Here is a 22,064-nt window from a genome sequence, read left to right on the forward strand (position 1 = left end):
ATCCACCGAAGTGGACGGGGTATCAACTTCTGGCGTTGATTTTTGGCACGCTGTTGAGTTCTCAAGGAACGGACGCTTCCTTTGTACTCACCCTCAGTAACACTTACTGGGGCTTTCCTCCGGGCTTTCGTTCTTCGTTCTTGCGTTTCCGACTCTATCAGAGTCAGTTCCGCTTGCTTTCCGGGGTCTTCGCCTTCGCGTTTTCCCTTTCCGGCGATTCCGACTCTATCAGGGCTTTTCCGTCTCCCTGACCACTCACTCGATTACCGAGAAGGCAATACGAAGAGCAGCACGGATCGAGATCGGTACTGAAAGAGGAGGAGTGTCCCGTCCATCGGCTGTTCGCGAGAAGTTCACGCGGCACGTCCTGGCGGGAGTCACGACAGTACAGGCCCCGTGGTGCCCAAGCAAATCGAATCAGGCGTATGGTCTAGTCCACTACGTCGTTCGGTCGCGTGGCGTGCCCTCCCGCAGGGGGTGCACATCGAGCGAACCGGGACGTGTCATGACATACCCTTCTGAAAGTACGTCGTCGCAGCACAGGTTGTGACGACGACACGTTGAAGCCCCACCCCTGGGAGGCCCCCCATGACCAGCGTGACGTCCCCACTCGCCGGGCGCGCCATCGGACTCGCGGCAGTGCCCGATCCGGTGTTCTCCGGCGCAATGGTGGGTCCGGGCACTGCTATTGACCCCGTGCGCGAGCCGTCGGAGGCGGTGGCCCCCGTCGACGGTGTGGTCGTCTCCCTCCACCCGCACGCGTACGTCGTCGTCGACGGCGAAGGGCACGGCGTGCTCACCCACCTCGGGATCGACACCGTGCAGCTCAACGGCGAGGGCTTCGAGCTCCTCGTCAACAAGGGCGACACGGTGACCCGTGGCCAGGCCGTCATCCGTTGGAACCCGCAGGCCGTCGAGGACGCCGGCAAGTCGCCGGTCTGCCCCGTCGTGGCGCTCGAGGCGACCCCGGACTCCCTGTCCGATGTCGTCGAGTCCGGTGACGTGAAGACCGACGACGCCCTGTTCAGCTGGCAGTGACCTCGTCCGCCTGAACAGGCGCGTCGGACATCCACCGCGGCGGCTGGGCCCGCCGCTCAATCGGAGACGGGTGAAATGGAGACAACGCTGCGAGGCGTCGGCGTGAGCCACGGTGTGGCGATCGGCGAGGTGCGGCACATGGGCACGGCGGTTCTGGAGCCGCCGGCCAAGCAGATCACCGCGGACGAGGCGGAGCGCGAACAGGGGCGCGCCCGCAAGGCCGTGGAGGCTGTGTCCGCCGACCTGATCGCGCGCGGCCAGCTGGCAGGCGGCGAGGCTCAGCACGTGCTTGAGGCCCAGGCGATGATCGCCACGGACCCCGAGCTGATGGCGGACGTCGACCGGCGCATCGCCGTCGGCAGCACGGCCGAGCGCGGTGTGTACGACGCGTTCGCCTCGTACCGCGACCTGCTCGCGGGGGCCGGGGAGTACATGGCCGGCCGGGTGGCCGACCTGGACGACGTACGGAACCGGATCGTGGCTCGGCTGCTGGGCGTGCCGATGCCCGGTGTGCCGGACAGCGACGAGCCGTACGTGCTGATCGCCCGGGACCTCGCTCCCGCCGACACCGCGCTGCTCGACCCGGCGCTCGTCCTCGGTTTCGTCACCGAGGAAGGCGGCCCGACCAGCCACAGCGCGATCCTCGCGCGGGCGCTGGGCGTGCCGGCCATCGTGGCGCTGCCGGGTGCGGGTGAGATCGCCGAAGGTACGGTCATCGCCGTCGACGGCAGCACCGGCGACCTGTTCGTCGAGCCGACCGCCGGGAAGCGGGCCGAGCTGGAGGCCGCGGCAGCCGAGCGCAAGGCCTCTCTCGCGGCCTCGTCCGGTCCCGGTGCGACCTCCGACGGTCACAAGGTGCCGCTGCTGGCGAACGTGGGCGGTCCGGCCGACGTGCCGGCGGCCGTGGAGGCCGGGGCCGAGGGTGTGGGTCTGTTCCGCACCGAGTTCCTGTTCCTGGACGACAGCAAGAAGGCCCCGTCCGAGGAGAAGCAGATCGAGTCGTACCGCAAGGTGCTCGAAGCCTTCCCCGAGGGCCGCGTGGTCGTCCGTGTCCTGGACGCGGGCGCCGACAAGCCGCTGGACTTCCTGACCCCGGCCGACGAGCCGAACCCGGCGCTGGGCGTGCGCGGTCTGCGTACCCTGCTGGACCACCCGGACGTGCTGCGCACGCAGCTGACGGCGCTGGCCAAGGCTGCCGAGGGCCTGCCGGTCTACCTGGAGGTCATGGCCCCCATGGTGGCCGACCGGACCGACGCGAAGGCGTTCGCCGACGCGTGCCGCGAGGCCGGGCTGCGGGCGAAGTTCGGCGCGATGGTGGAGATCCCCTCTGCCGCGCTCCGGGCACGCTCGATCCTCCAGGAGGTCGAGTTCCTGTCGCTGGGCACCAACGACCTGGCGCAGTACGCGTTCGCCGCGGACCGTCAGGTCGGTGCGGTGTCGCGGCTCCAGGACCCGTGGCAGCCTGCGCTGCTCGACCTGATCGCCATGTCGGCCGAGGCCGCCAAGGCGGAGGGCAAGAGCTGCGGCGTCTGCGGCGAGGCGGCTTCGGATCCGCTGCTGGCCTGTGTGCTGACGGGTCTGGGTGTCACCTCTCTCTCGATGGGTGCCGCTTCGATTCCCTACGTGCGCGCGACGCTCGCCAAGTACACGCTGGCCCAGTGCGAGCGTGCTGCGGCCGCGGCACGTGCGGCCGACAGCGCCGAGGAGGCCCGTGTGGCCGCCCAGGCGGTGCTGTCCGGCGAGTAGCCGAGCGGCGTGGTGTTCGATCGAGGGGCCTTCGCCGGTGGCGGGGGCCCCTCGGTCGTATCCGCTCGTATTCGGTCAGCCCGGTCGGTCCGGTCAGCCCGGTCGGTCCGGTCGGTCCGGTCGGTCCGGTCGGTCCGGTCGGTCCGGTCGGTCCGGTCGTGTCCCCCTTTACAGGTCAGCGGTGCTCACGGGTCAGTGGTGCGGGGCGGGGTCGTCCACCTCGTAGCCGGGGCAGTAGTCGACGCCGGACTCGGGGGCCACGGGGTCCCCTGTGTCGGCGTCCGTGCAGTAGGCGTTGAACACGGCGGCCGCGGAGAGGGCCACCAGGCGGCCGCGGTCCAGGCGCCAGCCGTGGACCCGGTCGCCGAGTCCCTCGGTGGTGCTGCGCAGCACCAGTCCCCCGGGGCCGCCGAGGGCGAGGCCGGCGGCGAGGACGGTCACGAAGTCGAGCCCGTCGCGGCCGTCCATGCGCGGTGGGCCGTCCCGGTCCGAGGTGACCTCGGCGTGCAGGACGGCGACGAGCTGTTCGTCCTGGGTGGGGACGCTGCACACGAGGTGGTGGTGGCCGGGCCCGGCGCCGTCGACGAGGCGGGTGAGCGTTTCGGTGGCCCGGGTGAAGGAGGCGTGGCCGATGTCCTCCCCGCAGTCGGCGCAGCTGCCGACGCCGGCGAGCAGGGTGGTGGCGTACTCCCAGGTGGCCTGGCGGACCGCCTCGTCGACGAGGAGCGGGACGAGCTCGTCGATGGGCTGGCCGGTGTACGGGAGTACGGCTCCCGCCCCGGCCAGTTCGGCCGTGAAGCGGGTGCGCGCTTCGGCGGTGTCGGGATCGACGCCGTGTTCCCCGCAGAAATCGGCGTACTCGTCGGGGTCGAAGAGGGCGACGGTGGTGTGGAGGCCCTGGGCCGCGAGGGACCGGAGCAGGCCGTCGACGTGCCGGAGGTAGTCGCCGTAGTCGTCGTGGTGGTCGAACGTGAAGCTGCGGTAGCCGCGCATGACCGCGAAGTCCCCGGCGTCGGCCAGGAGGCCGACGGTGTGGGGGACTTCGCGGCGCAGCAGGCGGCGCCGGGTGGTGCGGCCACCGGCCGGCGAGGCCTTTTCGGTGGTCTGACTCGGGTCGTGGCGTGTCCGTGGCATGGCTCCCCCTGAGTGACGCATTCGATTGCTCACTCACGGTAACCAAGACCACTGACAGTGACCTCAGCCGCGGGTGCGGGTGCGGGTGCGGGCCAGCTCCTCGTAGAAGTGCAGCAGGCCGAGGTTGTCGACCGAGCCCGGGTTGACGGCCTTCGCCAAGGGCGTGCCCTGGAGCAGGCGCTTGACGGGTACCTCGATGCGCTTGCCCGTCAGGGTGTGCGGGATGGCCGGGACCTCGATGACCTCGTCCGGGACGTGGCGCGGGGAGAGCTCCTCGCGGATCGTCGCCTTGATGCGGCCCCGGAGGTCGTCGTCGAGGGTGGCTCCGGGTGCGAGGTGGACGAACAGGGGCATCCAGTAGCCCCCGTTCGGCTCCTCCAGGCCGATGACCAGGGACTCCTTGATCTCGGGGAGGCGTTCGACGGCCTCGTAGATGTCGGCGGAGCCCATCCGGACGCCCTGCCGGTTCAGCGTGGAGTCGGAGCGGCCGTGGATGACGACGGAACCGTGGTCGGTGATCGTGATCCAGTCCCCGTGGCGCCAGACGCCGGGGAACATCTCGAAGTAGCTGTCGCGGTAGCGGCTGCCGTCCGGGTCGTTCCAGAAGTGGATCGGCATGGAGGGCATCGGGTTGGTGACGACGAGTTCGCCGACCTCCCCGGTCAGCGGCTTGCCGGACGGGTCCCAGGCCTGGAGGTCGGTCCCGAGGCAGGCCGCCTGGAGCTCGCCGATGTGGACGGGGAGGGTGGGTACGGCGCCTGCGAAGCAGCTGCAGACGTCGGTGCCGCCGCTGACGGAGGCGATCCAGAGGTCTTCGGCCACCTCGTCGTGCAGCCAGCGGAACCCGTCGGGCGGGAGCGGCGAGCCCGTGGTGGCCACGCACTTCACGGCGGAGAGGTCGAAGTCCCGGCCGGGGTGCACCTCCGCCTTGCGGCAGGCCATCACGTACGCGGCGGAGGTGCCGTACAGGGTGGCCCCGGTCCGCTCGGCGATCCGCCACTGGGCCCCGGTGTCGGGGTAGCCGGGGCTGCCGTCGTACAGGACGACCGTCGTCCCGGTGAGCAGGCCGGAGACGAGGAAGTTCCACATCATCCAGCCGGTGGAGGTGTACCAGAAGAACCGGTCCTCGGGGCCGAGGTCGCAGTGCAGGCCGAGCTGCTTCAGGTGCTCCAGCAGGATGCCGCCCTGGGACTGCACGATCGCCTTGGGCAGGCCCGTCGTACCGGAGGAGTAGAGCACCCAGAGCGGGTGGTCGAACGGGACCGGCTCGAAGACGGGCTCGGCGGTACCGGAGATCAGGTCCGCCCAGGCGACGGCGCCTTCGGGGGCCGGCGTGCCGAGCAGCGGGATGTGCACGACGGCGCGCAGCGAGGGGAGCTCGGCGCGCAGTTCGGCGACGGTGTCGCGGCGGTCGTGCTCCTTGCCGCCGTAGCGGTATCCGTCGACGGTGAACAGGACCACGGGCTCGACCTGCTGGAAGCGGTCGAGGACGCTGCGGGCGCCGAAGTCGGGGGCGCAGGAGGTCCACACGGCGCCGACGGCGGCCGTGGCGAGGAGCGCGGTGACGGCCTCGGGGATGTTGGGGAGGTAGCCGCTCACCCGGTCGCCGGGGCGTACGCCGAGGGCGCGCAGCTCGGCGGCGAGCGCGCCGACCTGGCGGCGGAGCTCGGCCCAGGTGACGGGGGTGGCCTCGTGGGTCTCGTCCACGTGGAGGAGCGCCGCGTCGTCCGCGCGCGCCGGGTCCTCGGCGGCGCGCAGGGCGTGCTCGGCGTAGTTGAGGGTGGCGCCCGCAAACCACTGCGCGCCCGGCATGGAGCGGTCCGCGAGGACGGACTCGTACGGGGTGGTGAAGCGGACGTCGAACCACTCGGCGACGGCCTGCCAGAAGGTGTCGAGCTCGTCGACGGACCAGCGGTGCAGGGCGGGGTAGCCGCCGTCCGCGGGGGCTCCGAACCGGTCGGCGGCCCACGCCTGGAAGGCGGTGATGCGCGCCGCGGCGATCCGGTCGGGGCCCGGGGACCAGAGGGGTTCCGGCGGGGTGGCTGAGGTCATGGGTCGGCTCCCGGTCAAGTCTGCGGCTCGCGCGTCGTGTGCGTGATGTGTGCGGGCGTGCGTACGGCTCCGTCGTGCGGTGGGTGTGCGCGGCGGCCCACAGGGACGATGCCACGTGATCCACCTCCGCACCAGGGGCCTCTTGGACGAGTGAACGGAAGTTGAACGGCGCCCGCTCGCCGGGCGGCCGGTGGCAGGGTGAGCAGCATGAACGGTCGTGATCTGGTGCGTGCGGTGAAGGAAATCGGTACGGAGCGCGGGCGGCGCGCGTGGCGCTCGGCCTGGCGCCACCGGCGCGCGGACGCGCTGGGGCTCCCGCGCCGGGGCGCGGAGCGCGCCCGCGTGCCGGGTCTGCTGACCGGTACGGAGCCGCGGCCCGGCGGCGGTGTGCTGAAGTTCGCCCGCTCGGAGCTGCTCGTTCGGGTCACGGTCGGCGGCGCGGTGTTCTGGAGCTGGGACGGGGCCGGGCCGACACCCTCGTACGCGCTGGTCGGCGGCGGGCCCGAGCCCGATCCGCGGGCCGCGCTGGAGCCGGACACCGGGGGCGGGTGGCGGGTGGTCTCCGAGCGGGTGACGGTGGCGGTGTCCCGGCACGGGGCGATCGAGGTCCGTACGCCCGGCGGGACGGTGCTGCGCCGGGAGCTGCCGCCGCGCTGGTGGGAGCCGGTGGAGCCGGTCGCCGGGGAGCCGGTGGAGTCCCGCTGGCTCCAGCGGTCGGAGGTGCCGGCGGACGCGCGCTTCTTCGGGCTCGGCGGGCGGGCCGGCGGGCCGCGGCTGCGCGACGGGGTGTACCGGCTGTGGAACACGGACCCCAAGGGCGGCTTCGGTCCGGGCGACGATCCGCTGTACATCACGATGCCGGTGCAGATGGTGGTCGCGGACGCGGGGACCCACCTGGTGTTCCACGACAACTCCTGGGACGGGCGGGTGGCGCTGCGCGAGGGTGAGGAGGGCGCCGGTTCGGGCGCGGACCGGCCGGGCGCGAGCGAGCTGCGCATGGAGGGCGGGCCGCTGCGGTGCTGGGTGCTGGTGGGGACGCCGGCGCGGGTGCTGCAGGGGTGGTCGGGGCTGACCGGCGGGGCCGCCGTACCGCCGGAGTGGGCGCTCGGGTACCAGCACGCGCGCTGGGGGTTCGGGAGCGCGCAGGAGGTGCGGCGGGTGGTGTCGGGCTACACCGCGCGCGGGCTCCCGCTGTCGGCCGTGCACCTGGACATCGACCACTACGACGAGCACCGCGTGTTCACGGTGGACGAGGAGCGGTTCCCCGATCTGCCGGGGCTGGCGCGGGAGCTGGCGGAGCAGGGCGTGCGGCTGGTGTCGATCGTCGACCCGGCGGTGAAGGCGGGCGACGCGGTCCACGCGTCGGGCCTGGCGGTGGGGGCCGGCGGGGCCTTCGTACGGGACGCCCTGGGGCGGGAGGTGCGGGGCGAGGTCTGGCCCGGCGAGTGCGCGTACCCGGACTTCACGGATCCGGCGGTGCGCACCTGGTGGGGCGGGCTGTACCGGGAGCGGCTGGAGCAGGGCTTCGCCGGGGTGTGGCACGACATGAACGAGCCGGTGTCCTTCGCTCCGTTCGGGGACATGACGCTGCCGCGTTCGGCGCGGCACGCGATGGACGGGGCGGGCGGGGACCACCGGTCCGCGCACAACGTGTACGCGCTCGGGATGGCGCGGGCGGGCTGGGAGGGTCTGGTCCGGCTGCGGCCGGCCGAGCGGCCGTTCCTGTTCTCCCGGTCGGGGTGGGCGGGGATGCAGAGGTACGGGGGCACCTGGTCGGGGGATGTGGAGACGGGCTGGGAGGGGCTGCGGGCCTCGCTGGCGCTGGTGCTGGGGCTCGGCCTGTGCGGGGTGCCGTACTCGGGACCGGACGTCGGCGGTTTCGGGGGTTCGCCCTCGCCGGAGCTGTATCTGCGGTGGCTGCAACTCGGTTCGTACCTGCCGCTGTTCCGGACGCATTCGGCGATCTGGGCCGGGCGGCGGGAGCCGTGGGAGTTCGGGCCTGAGGTGGAGGAGCGGGCGCGGGAGGTGCTGGCGGAGCGGGAGCGGCTGCGGCCGTACTTCCTGACGCTGGCCCAGCTGGCGCGGCGTACGGGGGCCCCGTACGTGCGGCCGCTGTGGTGGGGGGCGCCGGAGGACCGGGCGCTGCGGGACTGTGAGGACGCGTTCCTGCTCGGCGACGCGCTGCTGGTGGCCCCGGTGCTGGAGTGCGGGGCGGACCGGCGGGCGGTCCGGCTGCCGCGGGGGCGCTGGTACGACACGGCGACGGGGGCGGCGTACGAGGGCCCCGGGCAGGTCCTGCTGGACGCGCCCCGGGGCCGGATCCCGGTGCTGGCGCGGGCCGGGGCGGTGCTGCCGGTGCGCTCCGCCGGCGGCGGGGTCGGCTTGGAGGTGTGGGCTCCGGCGCGGGGGCGCGCGGGCGGCGGGGTGGTGATCCGGGATCCGGGACCGGGGTTCGAGGCGGGGGAGGTCGAGCGGTACGCGGTGCGGTGGGCGGGCGACGCGGTGGTGGTGGAGAACGAGGCCGGCGAGCCGGTGGAGGGGGTGGAGGTACGGGGTCTCGGGCTGGCGGCCGGGCAGGGGCCGGCGCAAGGGGTCCGGGAGCGGCTCTAGGACGGCTCCAGGCGGCCGCGGGATCCTGCCCGGGCGCGCGGAGGTGCCGTGGCGCTGTCGATGCGGGGGGTCAGTGGTGGTCTGGGCCAATCCGGCAGGTGATCGGCCGCGCCGTTGGGACATCGCGCCGGGGTCCGAGGTGGTGGGTGCCTGCCAGCTGCTCCTGGTGTGGGGGCTGCTCGTCGCGGCGCGCCAGGCTTCGCCGGCCGCGTCCCTGGTGGTGTTCGGGGTGGGGTCGGTCGCCGCGGTGGCGGTGGGGTTCCTGCACGGGCTGCTGCTCGTCAAGCCCGTGGCGGTGCTCGGGCGGCTGACGGCCCGTCTGACGGCGTGGCCGGAGCCGGTCGCGGCGCTGGTGCTGACGGCGTCGGTCTCGGCGCTGCCGGCGCTGTTGGCCCACGGGTGGCTGAGCGCCCACGTGGCGCCGGCTCCCGGTTTCGGGGTGGTCTGGGCGGTCGCGGCGGCGAGCGCGGTGCTCCCGATGGCGGCGGGGGCGTGCCTGCGGGCGCGGCCGGTACCGTTGCGCGCGCTGTGGGCGCGCGGTCTGCCGGTGACGGCACTGCTGGCCGTGGCGGTGGTGGCCACGGCGGACTTCGTCCTGGCACCGGGGGCGTGAACCGCGGGCGCGGGCGCGCCGGTCTCGCCTCGTGGCCGGGCCGCCGTCAGTGGGTGTAGCGGCCCGCGAACCAGGCTGCCGCGGCTCGGGTGTGGAGGGGGAAGGCCAGTTCCGCCGGGGTGCGCAGGACGTGCCAGCCCGTGGTCTCGTCCGTCGGGGCCGACGGCGGGAGGGAGGCCGTCGGGCGGGGCGGCAACAGGCCGAAGAGCAGCAGGTGGCCCGCCGGGGAGCTCATGGCGTCGGCCAGGACGACGTCGGAGGCCGGGGCGCCGATGCCCGTCTCCTCGCGCAGTTCGCGTACGACCGCGTCGCGCCAGTCCTCGCCGAAGTCCATGAAACCGCCGGGCAGGGCGATGCCCCCGAGGGCCGGCTCGATGGTGCGGGTGATCACGACCAGCCCCGTCCCCGCCTCGTCCTCGACCGGGAGCAGCGTGACGGCCACCGGGAGTGGGTTGCGGTACGTGACGGCGCCGCAGGAGGCGCACGTACGGGGCCAGGCGGTCGTGTCGAACAGCGATCCGCAGGTGGAGCAGTGTGAGTCCCTCTGCTGTTCCGGCATGCGGCGATCGTATGCCAACCTCCGGCATTGCGGTCCCTGTTGTCCTCCCGCGGCCGTGAGTACCGTGCCCGCATGACCTTCACCTCGTACGACGAGTTCTGGCCGTACTACGTCGCCCAGCACTCCCGGGCCGCCACGCGCTGGATCCATCTCTCCGGCACCCTGACCGGGCTCGCCCTCACCGCCTACGGACTGGCGAGGGGCCGCAAGAGGTTCCTCGCCGCGCTCCCCCTGATCGGGTACGGCACCGCCTGGCCCGCGCATTTCCTGATCGAGGGGAACAACCCGGCCACCTTCGGCCACCCCGCCTGGTCGCTGCGCGGAGACGCGCGGATGATCCGGATGATGCTGGCCGGGCGGGACGCCGAGCTGGCCGAGATCGCGCAGAAGTGGCTTGCCGAGAACCCGTGCCAGGGCTGCCCGCCCGTGACAGACTCCCAAGGGACCTGACGATCCGTCAGGTGATTGCCCAGGGAGGGTCCCTTGGAACGCACACGCACCCCCGTCGTCAGCGGGTGGTTCACCGAGGACGGGCCGGACGGCGGCGGCTTCCGGCTGCTCGGCACCCGGTGTTCCGCCTGCGCCGCGGTGTTCTTCCCGCGCGAGGACGCGTACTGCCGCAATCCGCACTGCCCCGGTGACGGGCTCCTCGCCGAGGTGCCGCTGTCCCCGCGCGGCCGGGTGTGGTCCTTCACCGACGGGCGCTACCGGCCGCCCGCGCCCTACGTGTCCGACCCGGGCGCGCCCTGGGAGCCGTACACCCTGGTCGCGGTGGAGCTGGAGGCCGAGGGGATGGTCGTGCTCGGGCAGACGGTCCCCGGGGTCACGGTCGCCGATCTGGCGGTCGGGATGGAGGTCGAGGTGGTCGGCGGCGTGCTGAACGAGGACCCGGACACCGGGACCGCGTGGACCACCTGGCGGTTCCGGCCGGCGGGAGGCTCCGCGTGAGCGCCGACATCGCCGTCCTCGGGGCCGGAATGCACCCCTGGGGCAAGTGGGGCCGCAGCTTCGTCGAGTACGGGCGGGCCGCGGCCCGCGCCGCGCTCGCCGACGCCGGGCTGGAGTGGGCCGACGTCCAGTCGATCGTCGGGGCCGACACCGTGCGCTCCGGGTACCCGGGCTACGTGGCAGGGGCGACCTTCGCCCAGGCGCTCGGCTGGCAGGGCGCGCGGGTGACCAGCGTGTACGCGGCCTGCGCCTCCGGCGCCCAGGCCATCGGGGCGGCGCGGGCGCAGATCCTGGCCGGGCTGGCCGACGTCGTCCTGGTCGTCGGCGCGGACGCGGCGCCCAAGGGGTTCTTCGCCCCGGCGGGCGGGGACCGGCCGGACGATCCGGACTGGCTGCGGTTCCGCGTGCTGGGCGCCACGAACCCGGCGTACTTCGGGCTCTACGCGCGCCGCCGGATGGCGGTCCACGGGGACACGCTGGAGGATTTCGCGCAGGTCAAGGTCAAGAACGCGGCGGCCGGCGCCCTCAACCCGCTCGCCCGCTACCGCAAGCCGGTCACGGCCGAGGAGGTCGCGGACTCGGCGGTCGTCGCCGATCCGCTGCGGCTGCTCGACATCTGCGCCACCTCGGACGGGGGCGCGGCGCTGGTCCTGAGCAGCATGGACTTCGCGCGCTCGCGCGGGGTCGCCGATCCGGTGCGGATCCGGGCGGTGTCGACGGTGACGCCGACGTATCCCCGTACGGTCCTCGACCTCCCGGACATCGCCACGGACTCGGTGACCGCCGTACGGCCGGCTCCGGGCTCGTTCCGGGCGTCGATCGCGCGGGCCGCGTACGAGGAGGCGGGGCTCGGGCCCGGGGACCTGTCGCTCGCCGAGGTGTACGACCTGTCCACCGCCCTGGAGCTGGAGTGGTACGAGGACCTCGGCCTGTGCGCCGAGGGCGAGGGGGCCAAGCTCGTACGGGAGGGCGTGACGGCGCTCGGCGGGCGGGTGCCCGTGAACACCAGCGGCGGGCTCGCCTCCTTCGGGGAGGCGGTGCCGGCGCAGGCCATCGCCCAGGTGTGCGAGCTGACCTGGCAGTTGCGGGGCACGGCCGGGGACCGGCAGGTGCCGGGGGCGCGGGCCGGGATCACCGCGAACCAGGGGCTGTTCGGGCACGGATCGGCCGTCGTCGCCGTGCGGTGAAACGGGTCCTCCCGTCCCGCCCGCGGCTGCGGGGGCGGGACGGGGCGGCCGGGCGCGGAGCCTGAACAGCGGCTGTTGCCGGAAGGCTTGACGGCCCCCGGAGGCGGGTTCACACTCGCTCCACAGCCTCCCGCCGCGCACGACGCCCCGGAGGCCCTCCATCCCCCCATGAGAGCCGCGGCCCGTACCCCAGTCGGCGGGGGTACGGGCCGCCTCCCGTGCGCGGGGGACTCAGCTCCCCGCGGTCAGGCTCCGGCGCCGGGCCCGGGCCAGCGACATCGCGTGCTCCACGACCCCCACCAGAACGTCCTTCACGGACTCCCGATCCCTGGCGTCGCACAGCAGCACCGGCACCTCGGGATCGAGGTCGAGCGCCTCCCGCACGGTCACCACCGGGTGCCGTTCGGCCCCGTCGAAGCAGTTGACGGCGACCGTGAACGGGATCCCCCGCCGCTCGAAGTAGTCGACGGCGGCGAAGCAGTCGGCGAGGCGGCGGGTGTCGGCGAGGACCACGGCGCCGAGCGCGCCCTGGGCCAGCTCGTCCCACAGGAACCAGAAGCGGTCCTGTCCTGGCGTGCCGAAGAGGTACAGCACCAGGTCCTCGCGCAGCGTGATGCGGCCGAAGTCCATCGCCACCGTGGTCGTGCTCTTGCCCTCGACCCCCCCGGTGTCGTCGATGCCGATGCCCGGCTCCGACAGCAGTTCCTCGGTCCGCAGCGGTCTGATCTCGCTCACCGCACTGACCAGGGTGGTCTTGCCCACCCCGAAGCCGCCCGCGACCAGGATCTTCAGGGTCAGCGGCTCGACCGGTGACACGGCATGCATGGCACCGGTGCGGCTAGAGCGCCCGAAGGCCATCGATCACCTCACGCAGAATGGATTCGTCGGGCAGTTCGGCCGGGGGTACCGGCCGGTTCACATGGACCAGTTGCTCATCGGCCAGGTCGCCGATCAGTACGCGTACGACCCCGACCGCGAGGTCGAGTTCGGCCGCGAGCTCGGCGACCGACTGCGGCCGCTCCCGGCACAGTCCGAGGATGTGGGAGTGCTCCGGGGACAGGGTCAGGTCCCAGACCGGGTCGTCGGCCGCCGGTTCGGCGACGACGAGCGCGATCAGGTCGAGCCGGTGCTGGCCGGCATGGCTGGTCCGGCCGCGGGTCATCGCGTACGGGCGCACGACGGGGCCGGCCTCGTCGTCGAACCAGTGCGGGTGGGCGGGGTCGGCCGGCCGGCCCGGATCGTTCTCGGCCGGATCCCCGTGGCCTGGATCGCTCATGCCGTCCGCCTCACCCTCCGGCTGGCAGCCCGGAGCGGGGAGCGGTCGCCAGGTGGTCTCCCACCCGCTTGACCATGAGTGTCATCTCGTACGCGACCTGCCCGACGTCGGAGTCGGCGTCGGAGAGCACGGCGAGACAGCTGCCGTCGCCGGCGGCCATGACGAAGAGGAAGGCCTCGTCCAGCTCGACTACGGTCTGTCGGACGCTGCCGGACTCGAAGTGGCGGCCGACGCCCTTGGCCAGGCTGTGGAAGCCGGAGGCCACCGCGGCCAGGTGCTCGCTGTCCTCGCGGGTCAGGTCCTTCGAGCTGCCGGTGGGCAGGCCGTCGCCGGAGAGGACCACGGCCTTGCGGATGCTGGCGACCCGGTCGACGAGCTCGTCGAGGAGCCAGTTGAGCGGACCGGAGCCGCGGCCCCGGGTGTCGTTGCCGGTCTGCGGTGCGGTCATCGACCGTCCCCCTCGTTCTCGTATCCGGGACCTGTGGCGGCGGAAGTGCCTGCCCCGGTTCCGGACTGCTGCTGTGCCTGTACCTGTGCCTGCTGTGCCTGCTGTGCCTGTGCCTGCTGTGCCTGCTGTGCCTGTGCCTGCTGCGTGCGGCCCGCCGTCCAGCCGCGCTGGAGTGCGGACATGCGCGTGCGTACTTCTTCCGCGTCGCGGTGGACCACCTGGTCGGCGGCGGCTTCGGCGGGTGCGGACGCCTGGGCGTTCTTCAGCTGGGGCGCCAGGTTGGCCTGGCGGACGCGCTTGGGCAGACCGCCGGGGCCCTGCGCGGCCCGCTCCGGCTCCGCCTCGGGCTTCGGGACCGCGGCGACCGGGCGGGGCTCCACGCGGCGGCCGTGCTCGGCGACCAGCGTCGGGGTGGTCCTGCGGCGCGGCAGCGGCACGGCGCCCGCGGGGCGGGGCGCGTCGGAGCGGGCGGCGCGGACCGGGTCGGCGCGGTGGCTGTCGAGGCGGACCGGGCCGGTGGGGGCCGCCGGCTCGCGGTCCTGGCCGCCCTTGCGGTCGGTGTGCGCCGCGCGGTCCGCCGGGCGCAGCCCCAGCAAGGCGCTGCGCGGGGTGCCGTTCGGCGGGGTCTCGTCGTCGAGGGTGGCCATGGCGGGGCGGCCGCCGACTCCGGTGAGGCCGGCGATCCCGGTGGTGAGCTCGTCGAGGGGGGCCGGGTCGTCGAGGCCGTCCAGCCCTAGGACGCCGAGCGGGGCTTCCAGTTCGACCGGGCCGCGCAGTTCGGGGGCGGCGAGCGTGCGGCCGGCGGGGGCGCGTTCCACGGCGGCCGGGGCGGGCCGGGCGGGCCCCCGGCCGTTCTTGGTGCCCAGGCCGGGCCGGCCGCCCTTGCCGTCGCCGAGGCGCAGGCCGGTGCCGTTGGTCTCGGGGGCCTCGGTGAGCAGGGCCGCCGGGAGGAACACCACGGCGGTGGTGCCGCCGTAGGGGCTGGGCTGGAGGACCACCTTGACGGCGTGGCGCTGCGCGAGGCGGCTGACGACGAAGAGACCGAGGCGGTCGGTGTCGGAGAGCTCGAACTCGGGGGTCTCGGCGAGCCGGAGGTTCGCGTCGAGGAGGGCCTCCGGGTTCATGCCGAGGCCGCGGTCGTGGATTTCGAGGGTGAAGCCGTTGGCGACGCGTTCGCCGTGCACCTGGACGGCGGTGTGCGGCGGGGAGAACACGGTGGCGTTCTCCAGGAGTTCGGCGACGAGGTGGGTGACGTCGGCGACCGCGGGACCGGCTATGCCGAGCCGGGGCAGCCTGCGCACCTCGATGCGCTCGTAGTCCTCGACCTCGGCGACGGCGGCCCGTACGACGTCCATGAGCTGGACGGGCTTGCGCCACTGGCGGGAGGGGGCCGCGCCGGAGAGGATCACGAGGCCCTCGGCGTGGCGGCGCATGCGGGTGGTCATGTGGTCGAGGCGGAAGAGGTCGGCGAGTTCCTCGGCGTCCTCGGTGCGCCGCTCCATGGTGTCGAGCAGGGTCAGCTGGCGGTGCAGCAGGACCTGGTTGCGGCGGGCCAGGTTGACGAACACCTCGGAGACGCCGCGACGGAGCTCCGCCTGTTTGACGGCGGCCTCGACGGCGGCGCGCTGGAGGGTGTTGAGGGCCTGGCCGACCTGGCCGACCTCGTCCTTCTCGTACTCCAGGCGCGGGGCCTCGGTCTCGACGTCGACGTGTTCTCCGGCGGCGAGGCGGCGCATGACGGCGGGCAGCCGGACGCCGGAGACCTCGTGGGCCTCCTTGCGGAGCCGGGACAGGTCGCGGACCAGGTCGCGGCCGATGCGCACGGAGAGGACGACGGAGAAGACGAGGGCGATGAAGCCGAGGACGCCGGCGATGGCCGCCTGGACGAGGACGTCCATGGCGACGGGTTCGACGCGCTTCTGGTAGCGGTCGCCCGCCGCGGTGCCCATGGTGGCGAGGTCGTCGAGGACCTTGCCCGCGGCCTCGTCCCACTGGGCGGCCGTGATGCGCGGGTTCTTGCCGGGGCCCGCGGCGACGAACCGTTCCTCCAGGTCGCGCAGCGCCTTGGAGTCGGGGCCGCCCCAGTACTGCTCGAACAGCTCGCGGTCGTCGGCCGGGAGGATCGCGAGGTTGAACTCGTAGAGCAGGGAGCGGTTCGCGGCGAAGTCGGAGACGTGCCGGACGTCCGCGGAAGTGACGTTGCGCGCCGCGAGGGCGGCTGCGATGACGGCGTCCTCGCGGGAGAGCGTCTCGCGGGCGCGGGTGACGCCGACGAGGGCGCGGCCCTGCTTGTCCATCTCCACGTTCTCGAGGGCGTGGAGGTTCAGGAGGAAGTCGTAACAGGGGTCGACGAGACGGCTGTAGAGCTCCAGCGCCTGGCTCGGGTCGAGGGTGTTCTGGTCGACGGAGCGGCGCAGGGCGCCGATGCCGTGGAAGGCGTCCAGGATGGAGTCGAGGCGCTGGGCGGCCTCCGGGGCCAGCTCATCCGAGACCTCGGGGTCCTTGGCGTTCTTGCTGATGCGGTCCACGAGCTCGTCGGTGTCGGCGCGGCGCTTGGCGAGTTCGGCGGTCGCGGTGGAGGCGCGGGGGTCTCCGAGGACGACGAGGCTCTGGCGGCGCTCCTTCTGGATGACGCGGACGACGTCCTCGACGGGGTAGCCGACCTTGTCGATGACGTAGGCGACGTCGAGGAGTTCGACGGCCTGGCGGCCGGTGAGCACGGTCGCGAAGCCCCACAGGGCGGTGAGGGAGACGAGCGGCACAAGGAGCAACGCCACGATCTTCCGGCGGATGGACTTCCCGCGAAAGCGCATGGCCTCCCCAGCCTCCCCCAGCTCAACCCCGTTGTCGGGGGTCGGTGTTCCGTCATTTAAACGGCGTGAGCCTACTACTGCCGGGGAGCGGCTTCGAAGGCGTGTCCGGACGTTTTCGGCCGGGTGCCGGGGCGTAGATCACCAGTTGTCCGACACATCCGGTCAACAGCGGTCCGTTATGTGGCAGATGACACTTGGTGGGGTGTCGGTTCCCGCAACCGAATGGATGGCTGGAATTCTTCGTTCCGCGATGGGCAGGTGCGGGGCAGAAGTTCCAGTGGATACGGGAATCTCTGAGCGGTTTCGAACGTCTAGCTGGTTGAGGGGACGGGGCAGGGGGAGCGTGGCATGGGGATGTACGAGGACGACGGTGTGATGGCGGGCGCGCGGGGCCGGTCGCTGTGGCAGGAGGAGCCGGCGCTGCGCCGCCGGATGCCGGATCCCGTGCGGGACTCGGCGGTGCGGGCGGTGCTGATCGTTGCCGTGACGCTGACCCAGGCCACGGTCACGTTCTTCCTGACGCTGACCGGCTCCTGGCTGGCCCTGCCGATGGCGCTCGGCGCGATAGCCGGGACGGTGGTGGCCACCTGGGGCGTGCTGGACGTGATGATCACCCGGCAGATGTGGAACCAGCGGTACGGGGTGGTGTCGGAGCCGAGCAGTACGGCGCGCGGCCGTCGGCGCGAGCGGCGCCGGGCCCGTACGGAGGCCCGTACGGAGGCCCGCCGGCAGCCGGGCGGCGGCGCAGCGGGCCGAATACCGAGGGGCGGCGGCGAAGCGGCCCCGGGCTCCCGTCCGGCCGTGTGGCCGCCGCCGGGTGCGGACCGGCGCTACCAGGCGAGCTAGGGGGTGTCGCCCGTACGGGCCGCCCACGGCGCGGCGCTGTGCGGTGTGGTGCGGTGCGGTCAGGAAACGGGCGCGGAGCGGCGGAACATGCGGGTCGCCGTGATCTCGCCGTGGATGGTCTCCTCCTCCGGGGACTGCTGGGGCAGGCCCGGCCGCAGGTGCTCCTCGACGCTGATGTACTTCAGGCCCGCCCGCAGGTCCGCGTCGTTGCGCAGCCGGATGACCAGCGGGAACTCGGCGAGGGCCGTGGTGTCGAACAGGCCGGTGGTGTAGAGCAGCTGGACGCCGAGCGCGTCCGAGACGGCCCGCTGGAGTTCCAGCAGGTACGTGGCGTTCGCGCGCCCGATCGGGTTGTCGAGGAACAGCGTGCCCGCGTGGCGGTGCTTGTCTCGGCCGCGGTCGTTGCTGCGCAGCGCCGCCATCGTGCAGTACAGCGCGATCGCGGCCGTCAGCAGCTGGCCGCCGGAGAACACGTCGCCCATCTGACCGACCGGTACGCGCTCGGCGCGCAGTACCGCGTCGGGCTTGAGGATCTCGACCGAGATGCCCTTGGGCTCCAGGGCCGCCTGGACCCCGCGCAGCAGCAGGGACATGCCGTCGCGGCGGCCCTCGCCGAAGGAGGCGTTGCTGTTCTTCTTCACTGCCGCGCGGGTCGCCTCGTCGATGACCTCGCCCAGGCGTTCCGTGAGGGTGGCCTGGTCCGGCTCCTCGAAGCGGATGCGCAGGAACTCCTGGCCCGACCACTCCCCCAGGCCCTCGGGGAGCTGGGAGAGCCGTTGGGCGGAGCGCAGGGTGGCCAGGGCGGACTCCACGAGTCCGCGCAGCCGGTCGACGATGCTGTCGCGGTTGCGCTCCAGCTGGGCCAGCTCGTCGGTGAGGACGCGCAGCCGCGGCGCGAAGGCGGCGGCCCAGGCCGCGGCGTGCTCGGGCAGGGCGGAGGCGGGCAGTTCGCGGATCTGCTGGCGCGCGGGGGTGCGTACCTGCTCGTAGCGGTTGGCGTTGGCGTGGCGGACCAGGACGTCGCTCGCCTCGCGCACCGCCGCCTCGGCGGCCGAGAGGTCGGCGGCGCAGCCGCGCAGGGAGCGGCGGGCCTCGGCGGCGGAGTGCCGGGCCTCCTCCAGCGTGCCCGCGTGGGCGGCCGGCTCCTGCTCGTCTTCCTGGTGGGTGTGGTCGCGCAGCAGGTCCCGCAGCATGGCCGCGGTCTCGTCGAAGCCACCGGCGCCGTCCTCGGCGGTGCGGTGGGCGCGCAGCAGGTCGGCGTGGGCGGCCCGCGCGGTCTCCACGGCCGCAGTGTGCGCGGCGAGCTGGGCGGTGGCGGTGCGCAGCAGGGCCTGGGCCTGCTCCACGTCGCCCGGGATCAGCTCCTCGGGCAGGTCGGTGTGGGCCCCGCCCTCGGCGGGGGCGTGCCGTTCGGCCTCTCCGCGGAGCCGGCCGAGCTGCTCGCTGGCGACCTGCGCACGGGTCTCCAGCATCTGTACGAGGGACTCGGCGCGGGCGGCGGCCGCCTGCCGGGAAGGCCCGTCGGCGCCGTCGGTGCCTTCGAGGAGCTGGGCGGCGCGGGTGCGGACCTTGTTGGTGAGCCGGTCGAGTTCGGCGAGAGCGGCGCTCTCGTCGCTCTCGGCGCGAGCCTGTTCGGCGCGCAGGTCGGCTCCGACGCCGACCTTCTCGTACAGCCGGGAGGCGGCCCGGTAGGCCTCGCGGAGGTCGGGCAGGGGCGCCTTGGCGGCGCCGTCGTCCTCGGGCAGGGCCTCGGGGGCGCCGGCGATCTCGGCCCGCTCGGCGCGGAGCGCGCGGGCGGTGCGGCGGGCGTCGTCGGCGGCGCGCTGGGCGGCGCGGCGGTCCTCGTCGGCGGCGCGGGCCCGGTCCAGGCAGACCTCGGCGCGCGCCTCTGACTCGGCCGCGTCGTCGGTGAGTTCGCGGACCCTGGCCTGCCAGCCGGCACGCTCGCGCAGCCGGAAGGCGAGCCCGGCGAGGGCGTCGGCGGCTCGGCGGGCCCGCTGGGCCGCGTCCTGGCGCTCGTCGCGGACGCGGGCGGCGTCGGCGGCCGCCTCGTCGGCCTCGGCGCGTACGGTACGGGCCTCCGCGAGCTCGGCGTCGGCCTCCTCGGCGAAGCACCGGGCGGCCTCGGCCTGCCGCGCCAGCTCGGCGAGGCGGCCGGACGGGCAGCCGGTGCGCCAGGAGGCGAGGCGGGCGGCGAGTTCACGGTCCCCGGCGAGGCGGGCGGCCAGGTCCCGGATCTCGGTGTCGCGGGCGGTGGCGCGGGCGCGCAGCGCCTGGCGCTCCTCGTCGGCGGCGTGTTCGTCGTGCATGGCCGGGTTCGGCGGGACGAGGAACACCCCGGTGTCGGAGTGATCGGCGGGCGGCACGGGGGCCAGCAGGGCGGCGGCCGTGCCGACGGCGACGGCGGAGCGGGGCAGCAGGGCGGCCGCGGAGAGGACCTCGCGGGCCCGTGCGTGGGTGTCGGGGTCGGTGATGACGACACCGTCGACGAGTTCGGGGCGGGCGGCGAGGACGGCGGCGTGGTCGGCCGGGTCGACGGACTGGGCGAGGTAGCGCCAGCCGGGCAGGGCCGGGATGCCGTGTTCGCCGAGGTACTCGACGGTGGCGAGGACGTCGGGTCCGGGCGGCAGCAGTCCGCCGTCGCCGAGGGCGCCGAGGATGCGGGCGTCGTCGGCGGCGGCGGTGCGCAGCTCGAACAGCTGCCGCTCGGCGGTCCCGACGCCGCGGCTGAGCATCTCGCGCAGTTCGTCGGCGTTGCGGTCGAGGTCTTCCACGGTCAGCCCGCCGTCCGCGGCGCCGCCGGGGGCGCCGGGAGCGCCGCCCGGGTGCGCGGCGGTGGCGCGGCCGTTGTCGGCCCCGGACCGGGCGCCGGGCGTACCGGCCTGCTCCGGGGTGCCCGTACGCGGGTGCGGGAGGAAGGTTTCGGGCGTCGGGGGGAGGCCCAGGAGCTCGGCCAGGCGGGGGGAGGCGGCCAGGGAGGCGGCCGCCCGGTGCTCGGCGCCGTGGGCGGCCTCGGCCGCGTCGGCGGCGTCCGCCGCGCGGGCGGCGGTGAGTTCGGCGCGTGACTCCGCGGCGGCGGCTTCGCGGGCGGCGTCGGCGGTGGTCCGGGCGGCCTCGCGGGACTCGTCCCAGGCGGCCACGGCGCTCTTCTCCGCATCGCTCGCGGCCAGGGCGGCACGCGCCGGGTCCGCGTCGGGCGCCGAGTCGTCGAGCCAGCCGGCCCGAACGGCCTCGGCGGTCTCCTGCTGGACCTCGGCGAGCCTGGCGCGCAGGTGTTCGGCCTCGCTCCGGGCCCGCTGGGCCCCCGTCGCGGCGGCGGTGGCGTCGCGGTGCGCGGCCTCGCCCGCCTCCTGGAGGGCGGCGGACCGCTCCTCCTCCTCGTTGGCGACGCGCTCCCCGTTCTCGGCGGCCGTGTGCAGGGCCCGTACGAGCGCGGCGGCGGCCGTCGCGCGGGCGGCGAGCGCCGGGGCCGCGTCCCGCTCGGCCTCCAGGATCGCGGCGGCGACCCGGGCGGAGCGGTCGGACGCGGCGCGGTGGCGGAGCACGATCTCGGCGGCCTGCCACGCGGAGTGCAGGGTGCGGGCTTCGAGGAGTTCGCGGCGCTGGGCGGCGGCGGCCTTGTCGGCGACGGTCAGCGCCAGCGAGGCGTGCCGGTAGGCGAGTTCGGCGGAGACTGCGGCGCTGCGGGTCCGCGCGGACTCGGCGGAGGTGACCCCGTGGGCGGCGCCGGTGACCCGCTGCGCGAGGTCCGCGGCGCGGCCGCGCTCCTCGGCGGCGCGGGCGGACAGCCGCCGGGCGAGGGTGCGGGTGCGGCGCTCGGCGCCCGCGTGGACGTCGCGGAGCCGGGAGCGGGCCTCGGCGGCCTCGACGATCTTGGTGAGGAGGTCCACCGAGCCGGCGGTGAAGTCCCGTTCGGCCATCAGCTCGGCGCGGCGGCCCAGCTTGTTGCCGAAGCCGTGGACCAGGTCGGCGAGGCCGTCGGTGTCCCGGGTGTCGGTGACGGCGCGCAGGAGCAGGTCGGTGAAGTCGGAGTCCTTCTTGACCGCGAAGAGGCCGGCGGCCTCGCCCTCGTCGGCGTTCATCTCGCGCTGGTAGCGGAAGAGTTCGGGGTCGAGGCCGAGTTCGGTGAGGTGCTCGTTCCAGCGGTCGTGGATCTCCTCGAAGTACACGTCCAGGTGCGGGTACGCCTTGCCGGCCTCGGTGAGGGCGTCGCGGAAGCCCTTCATCGTGCGGCGCCGGCCCCGTGCGCCGGAGGCGCCTTCGACGGGCGGGCGCACGGCGGTGGCCTCGGCGACGGGGAGGTTGTCCAGGCTCAGGCCCGGGCCGGGGCGGAAGGAGTACCAGGCCTCGGCGAACTTGCGCGGGTCGTTGGAGACCTGGCGGCCGCGCCATTCGCTGACCTTGCCGACGACCACGCACTCGCCGGTCTGGGTGTGCTGCCACTCCAGGGCCACGTGGCCGCAGTCGTCGGCGAGCAGGAACTTGCGCAGCACGCCGGAGCTGGCGCCGCCGAGGGTGTTGCGGTGGCCGGGGAGCATCACCGAGAAGATCAGCTTGAGCAGGACCGACTTGCCGCCGCCGTTCTCCAGGAAGAGCACGCCGGCGGGGGCCGGGCGGCGCGGCGGGCCGGTGGGCTCGTCCTCGAAGAACTCCGCCTGGGCGGGCGCCGGGTGGGGCACCGGCTCACCGACTCCGCGCAGGTCGAGCACGGTGTCGGCGTAGCGCGCGCCGGCGGGCCCGATGGAGTAGAGGCGGATCCGGGACAGCTCGTACATGGCGGCGGACTCTCGTGAA

Annotated in this window: 17 protein-coding genes; 9 read left to right on the forward strand and 8 right to left on the reverse strand. The window is 74.1% G+C overall.

Going from position 1 to position 22,064, the window contains the following annotated elements; translation table 11 throughout:
- The 3 genes from ACFYXV_RS30195 to ptsP all read left to right on the forward strand — a co-directional run.
- Positions 1 to 251, forward strand: a 251-nt coding sequence (locus ACFYXV_RS30195; protein ID WP_389384597.1) for a hypothetical protein, incomplete at its 5' end; no start/stop codon positions are given.
- A 337-nt stretch (positions 252 to 588) separates the two neighbouring features.
- A complete protein-coding gene (locus ACFYXV_RS30200; RefSeq protein WP_376017560.1) occupies positions 589 to 1,038 on the forward strand; it encodes a PTS glucose transporter subunit IIA in 450 nt (149 codons plus the stop codon).
- Between the two features lie 75 nt (positions 1,039 to 1,113).
- Complete coding sequence (gene ptsP / locus ACFYXV_RS30205) at positions 1,114 to 2,784, forward strand: phosphoenolpyruvate--protein phosphotransferase (protein WP_383349695.1); 1,671 nt, start codon at positions 1,114 to 1,116, stop codon at positions 2,782 to 2,784.
- Positions 2,785 to 2,976: 192 nt separating this feature from the next.
- On the opposite strand, the gene ACFYXV_RS30210 is transcribed toward ptsP, so the two are convergent.
- Both ACFYXV_RS30210 and ACFYXV_RS30215 read right to left on the reverse strand, forming a co-directional pair.
- Entirely contained in the window at positions 2,977 to 3,918 is a 942-nt protein-coding gene (locus ACFYXV_RS30210; RefSeq protein ID WP_389384598.1) for a hypothetical protein, read from the reverse strand.
- A 63-nt stretch (positions 3,919 to 3,981) separates the two neighbouring features.
- On the reverse strand, positions 3,982 to 5,970 hold the full coding sequence (locus tag ACFYXV_RS30215; protein ID WP_389384599.1) for an acetoacetate--CoA ligase: 1,989 nt from the start codon (positions 5,968 to 5,970) through the stop codon (positions 3,982 to 3,984).
- Positions 5,971 to 6,177: 207 nt separating this feature from the next.
- Here ACFYXV_RS30215 and ACFYXV_RS30220 point away from each other — a divergent pair, with 207 nt between their 5' ends.
- Both ACFYXV_RS30220 and ACFYXV_RS30225 read left to right on the forward strand, forming a co-directional pair.
- A complete protein-coding gene (locus ACFYXV_RS30220; protein WP_389384600.1) occupies positions 6,178 to 8,580 on the forward strand; it encodes a glycoside hydrolase family 31 protein in 2,403 nt (800 codons plus the stop codon).
- Positions 8,581 to 8,722: 142 nt separating this feature from the next.
- A complete protein-coding gene (locus ACFYXV_RS30225) occupies positions 8,723 to 9,193 on the forward strand; it encodes a hypothetical protein (RefSeq protein WP_389384601.1) in 471 nt (156 codons plus the stop codon).
- A 46-nt stretch (positions 9,194 to 9,239) separates the two neighbouring features.
- Here the strand turns inward: ACFYXV_RS30225 and ACFYXV_RS30230 are convergent, their stop codons facing one another.
- Positions 9,240 to 9,752, reverse strand: a complete 513-nt coding sequence (locus tag ACFYXV_RS30230) for an NUDIX domain-containing protein (RefSeq protein ID WP_389384602.1) — start codon at positions 9,750 to 9,752, stop codon at positions 9,240 to 9,242.
- Positions 9,753 to 9,824: 72 nt separating this feature from the next.
- On the opposite strand from ACFYXV_RS30230, the gene ACFYXV_RS30235 reads away from it, so the two are divergent.
- Genes ACFYXV_RS30235 through ACFYXV_RS30245 form a run of 3 tightly spaced genes read left to right on the forward strand, consistent with a single transcriptional unit; the run spans position 9,825 to position 11,887 of the window.
- Positions 9,825 to 10,202, forward strand: a complete 378-nt coding sequence (locus tag ACFYXV_RS30235) for an Mpo1-like protein (protein WP_389384603.1) — start codon at positions 9,825 to 9,827, stop codon at positions 10,200 to 10,202.
- Between the two features lie 33 nt (positions 10,203 to 10,235).
- Positions 10,236 to 10,700, forward strand: a complete 465-nt coding sequence (locus tag ACFYXV_RS30240; RefSeq protein WP_383349714.1) for a Zn-ribbon domain-containing OB-fold protein — start codon at positions 10,236 to 10,238, stop codon at positions 10,698 to 10,700.
- Positions 10,697 to 11,887 carry a lipid-transfer protein gene (locus ACFYXV_RS30245; RefSeq protein ID WP_389384604.1) on the forward strand — a complete coding sequence of 397 codons (1,191 nt, stop codon included), beginning with the start codon at positions 10,697 to 10,699 and terminating at the stop codon, positions 11,885 to 11,887. Before ACFYXV_RS30240 ends, ACFYXV_RS30245 begins: the two co-directional genes overlap by 4 nt.
- 231 nt (positions 11,888 to 12,118) lie before the next feature.
- On the opposite strand, the gene ACFYXV_RS30250 is transcribed toward ACFYXV_RS30245, so the two are convergent.
- From ACFYXV_RS30250 to ACFYXV_RS30265, 4 genes are read right to left on the reverse strand one after another with little or no spacing between them, the layout of a single operon-like run.
- Complete coding sequence (locus ACFYXV_RS30250) at positions 12,119 to 12,745, reverse strand: ATP/GTP-binding protein (protein WP_053693439.1); 627 nt, start codon at positions 12,743 to 12,745, stop codon at positions 12,119 to 12,121.
- The gene (locus ACFYXV_RS30255; protein WP_385475618.1) at positions 12,726 to 13,163 is read right to left on the reverse strand and encodes a DUF742 domain-containing protein; all 438 of its coding nucleotides are present in this window, start codon (positions 13,161 to 13,163) and stop codon (positions 12,726 to 12,728) included. The genes ACFYXV_RS30250 and ACFYXV_RS30255 overlap by 20 nt, the downstream gene beginning before the upstream one ends.
- Before the next feature lie 10 nt (positions 13,164 to 13,173).
- Positions 13,174 to 13,611 carry a roadblock/LC7 domain-containing protein gene (locus ACFYXV_RS30260; RefSeq protein WP_030871925.1) on the reverse strand — a complete coding sequence of 146 codons (438 nt, stop codon included), beginning with the start codon at positions 13,609 to 13,611 and terminating at the stop codon, positions 13,174 to 13,176.
- On the reverse strand, positions 13,608 to 16,424 hold the full coding sequence (locus ACFYXV_RS30265; protein WP_389384605.1) for a nitrate- and nitrite sensing domain-containing protein: 2,817 nt from the start codon (positions 16,422 to 16,424) through the stop codon (positions 13,608 to 13,610). The genes ACFYXV_RS30260 and ACFYXV_RS30265 overlap by 4 nt, the downstream gene beginning before the upstream one ends.
- Before the next feature lie 348 nt (positions 16,425 to 16,772).
- On the opposite strand from ACFYXV_RS30265, the gene ACFYXV_RS30270 reads away from it, so the two are divergent.
- Entirely contained in the window at positions 16,773 to 17,270 is a 498-nt protein-coding gene (locus ACFYXV_RS30270; RefSeq protein WP_385475614.1) for a hypothetical protein, read from the forward strand.
- Between the two features lie 59 nt (positions 17,271 to 17,329).
- Here the strand turns inward: ACFYXV_RS30270 and ACFYXV_RS30275 are convergent, their stop codons facing one another.
- Positions 17,330 to 22,045: a hypothetical protein gene (locus tag ACFYXV_RS30275; protein ID WP_389384606.1), complete on the reverse strand. Its 4,716-nt coding sequence runs from the start codon at positions 22,043 to 22,045 to the stop codon at positions 17,330 to 17,332.
- Between the last annotated feature and the right edge of the window lie 19 nt (positions 22,046 to 22,064).

Origin of the sequence: Streptomyces sp. NPDC002181 (assembly GCF_042890485.1) — a bacterium.
Lineage (GTDB): Bacteria > Actinomycetota > Actinomycetes > Streptomycetales > Streptomycetaceae > Streptomyces.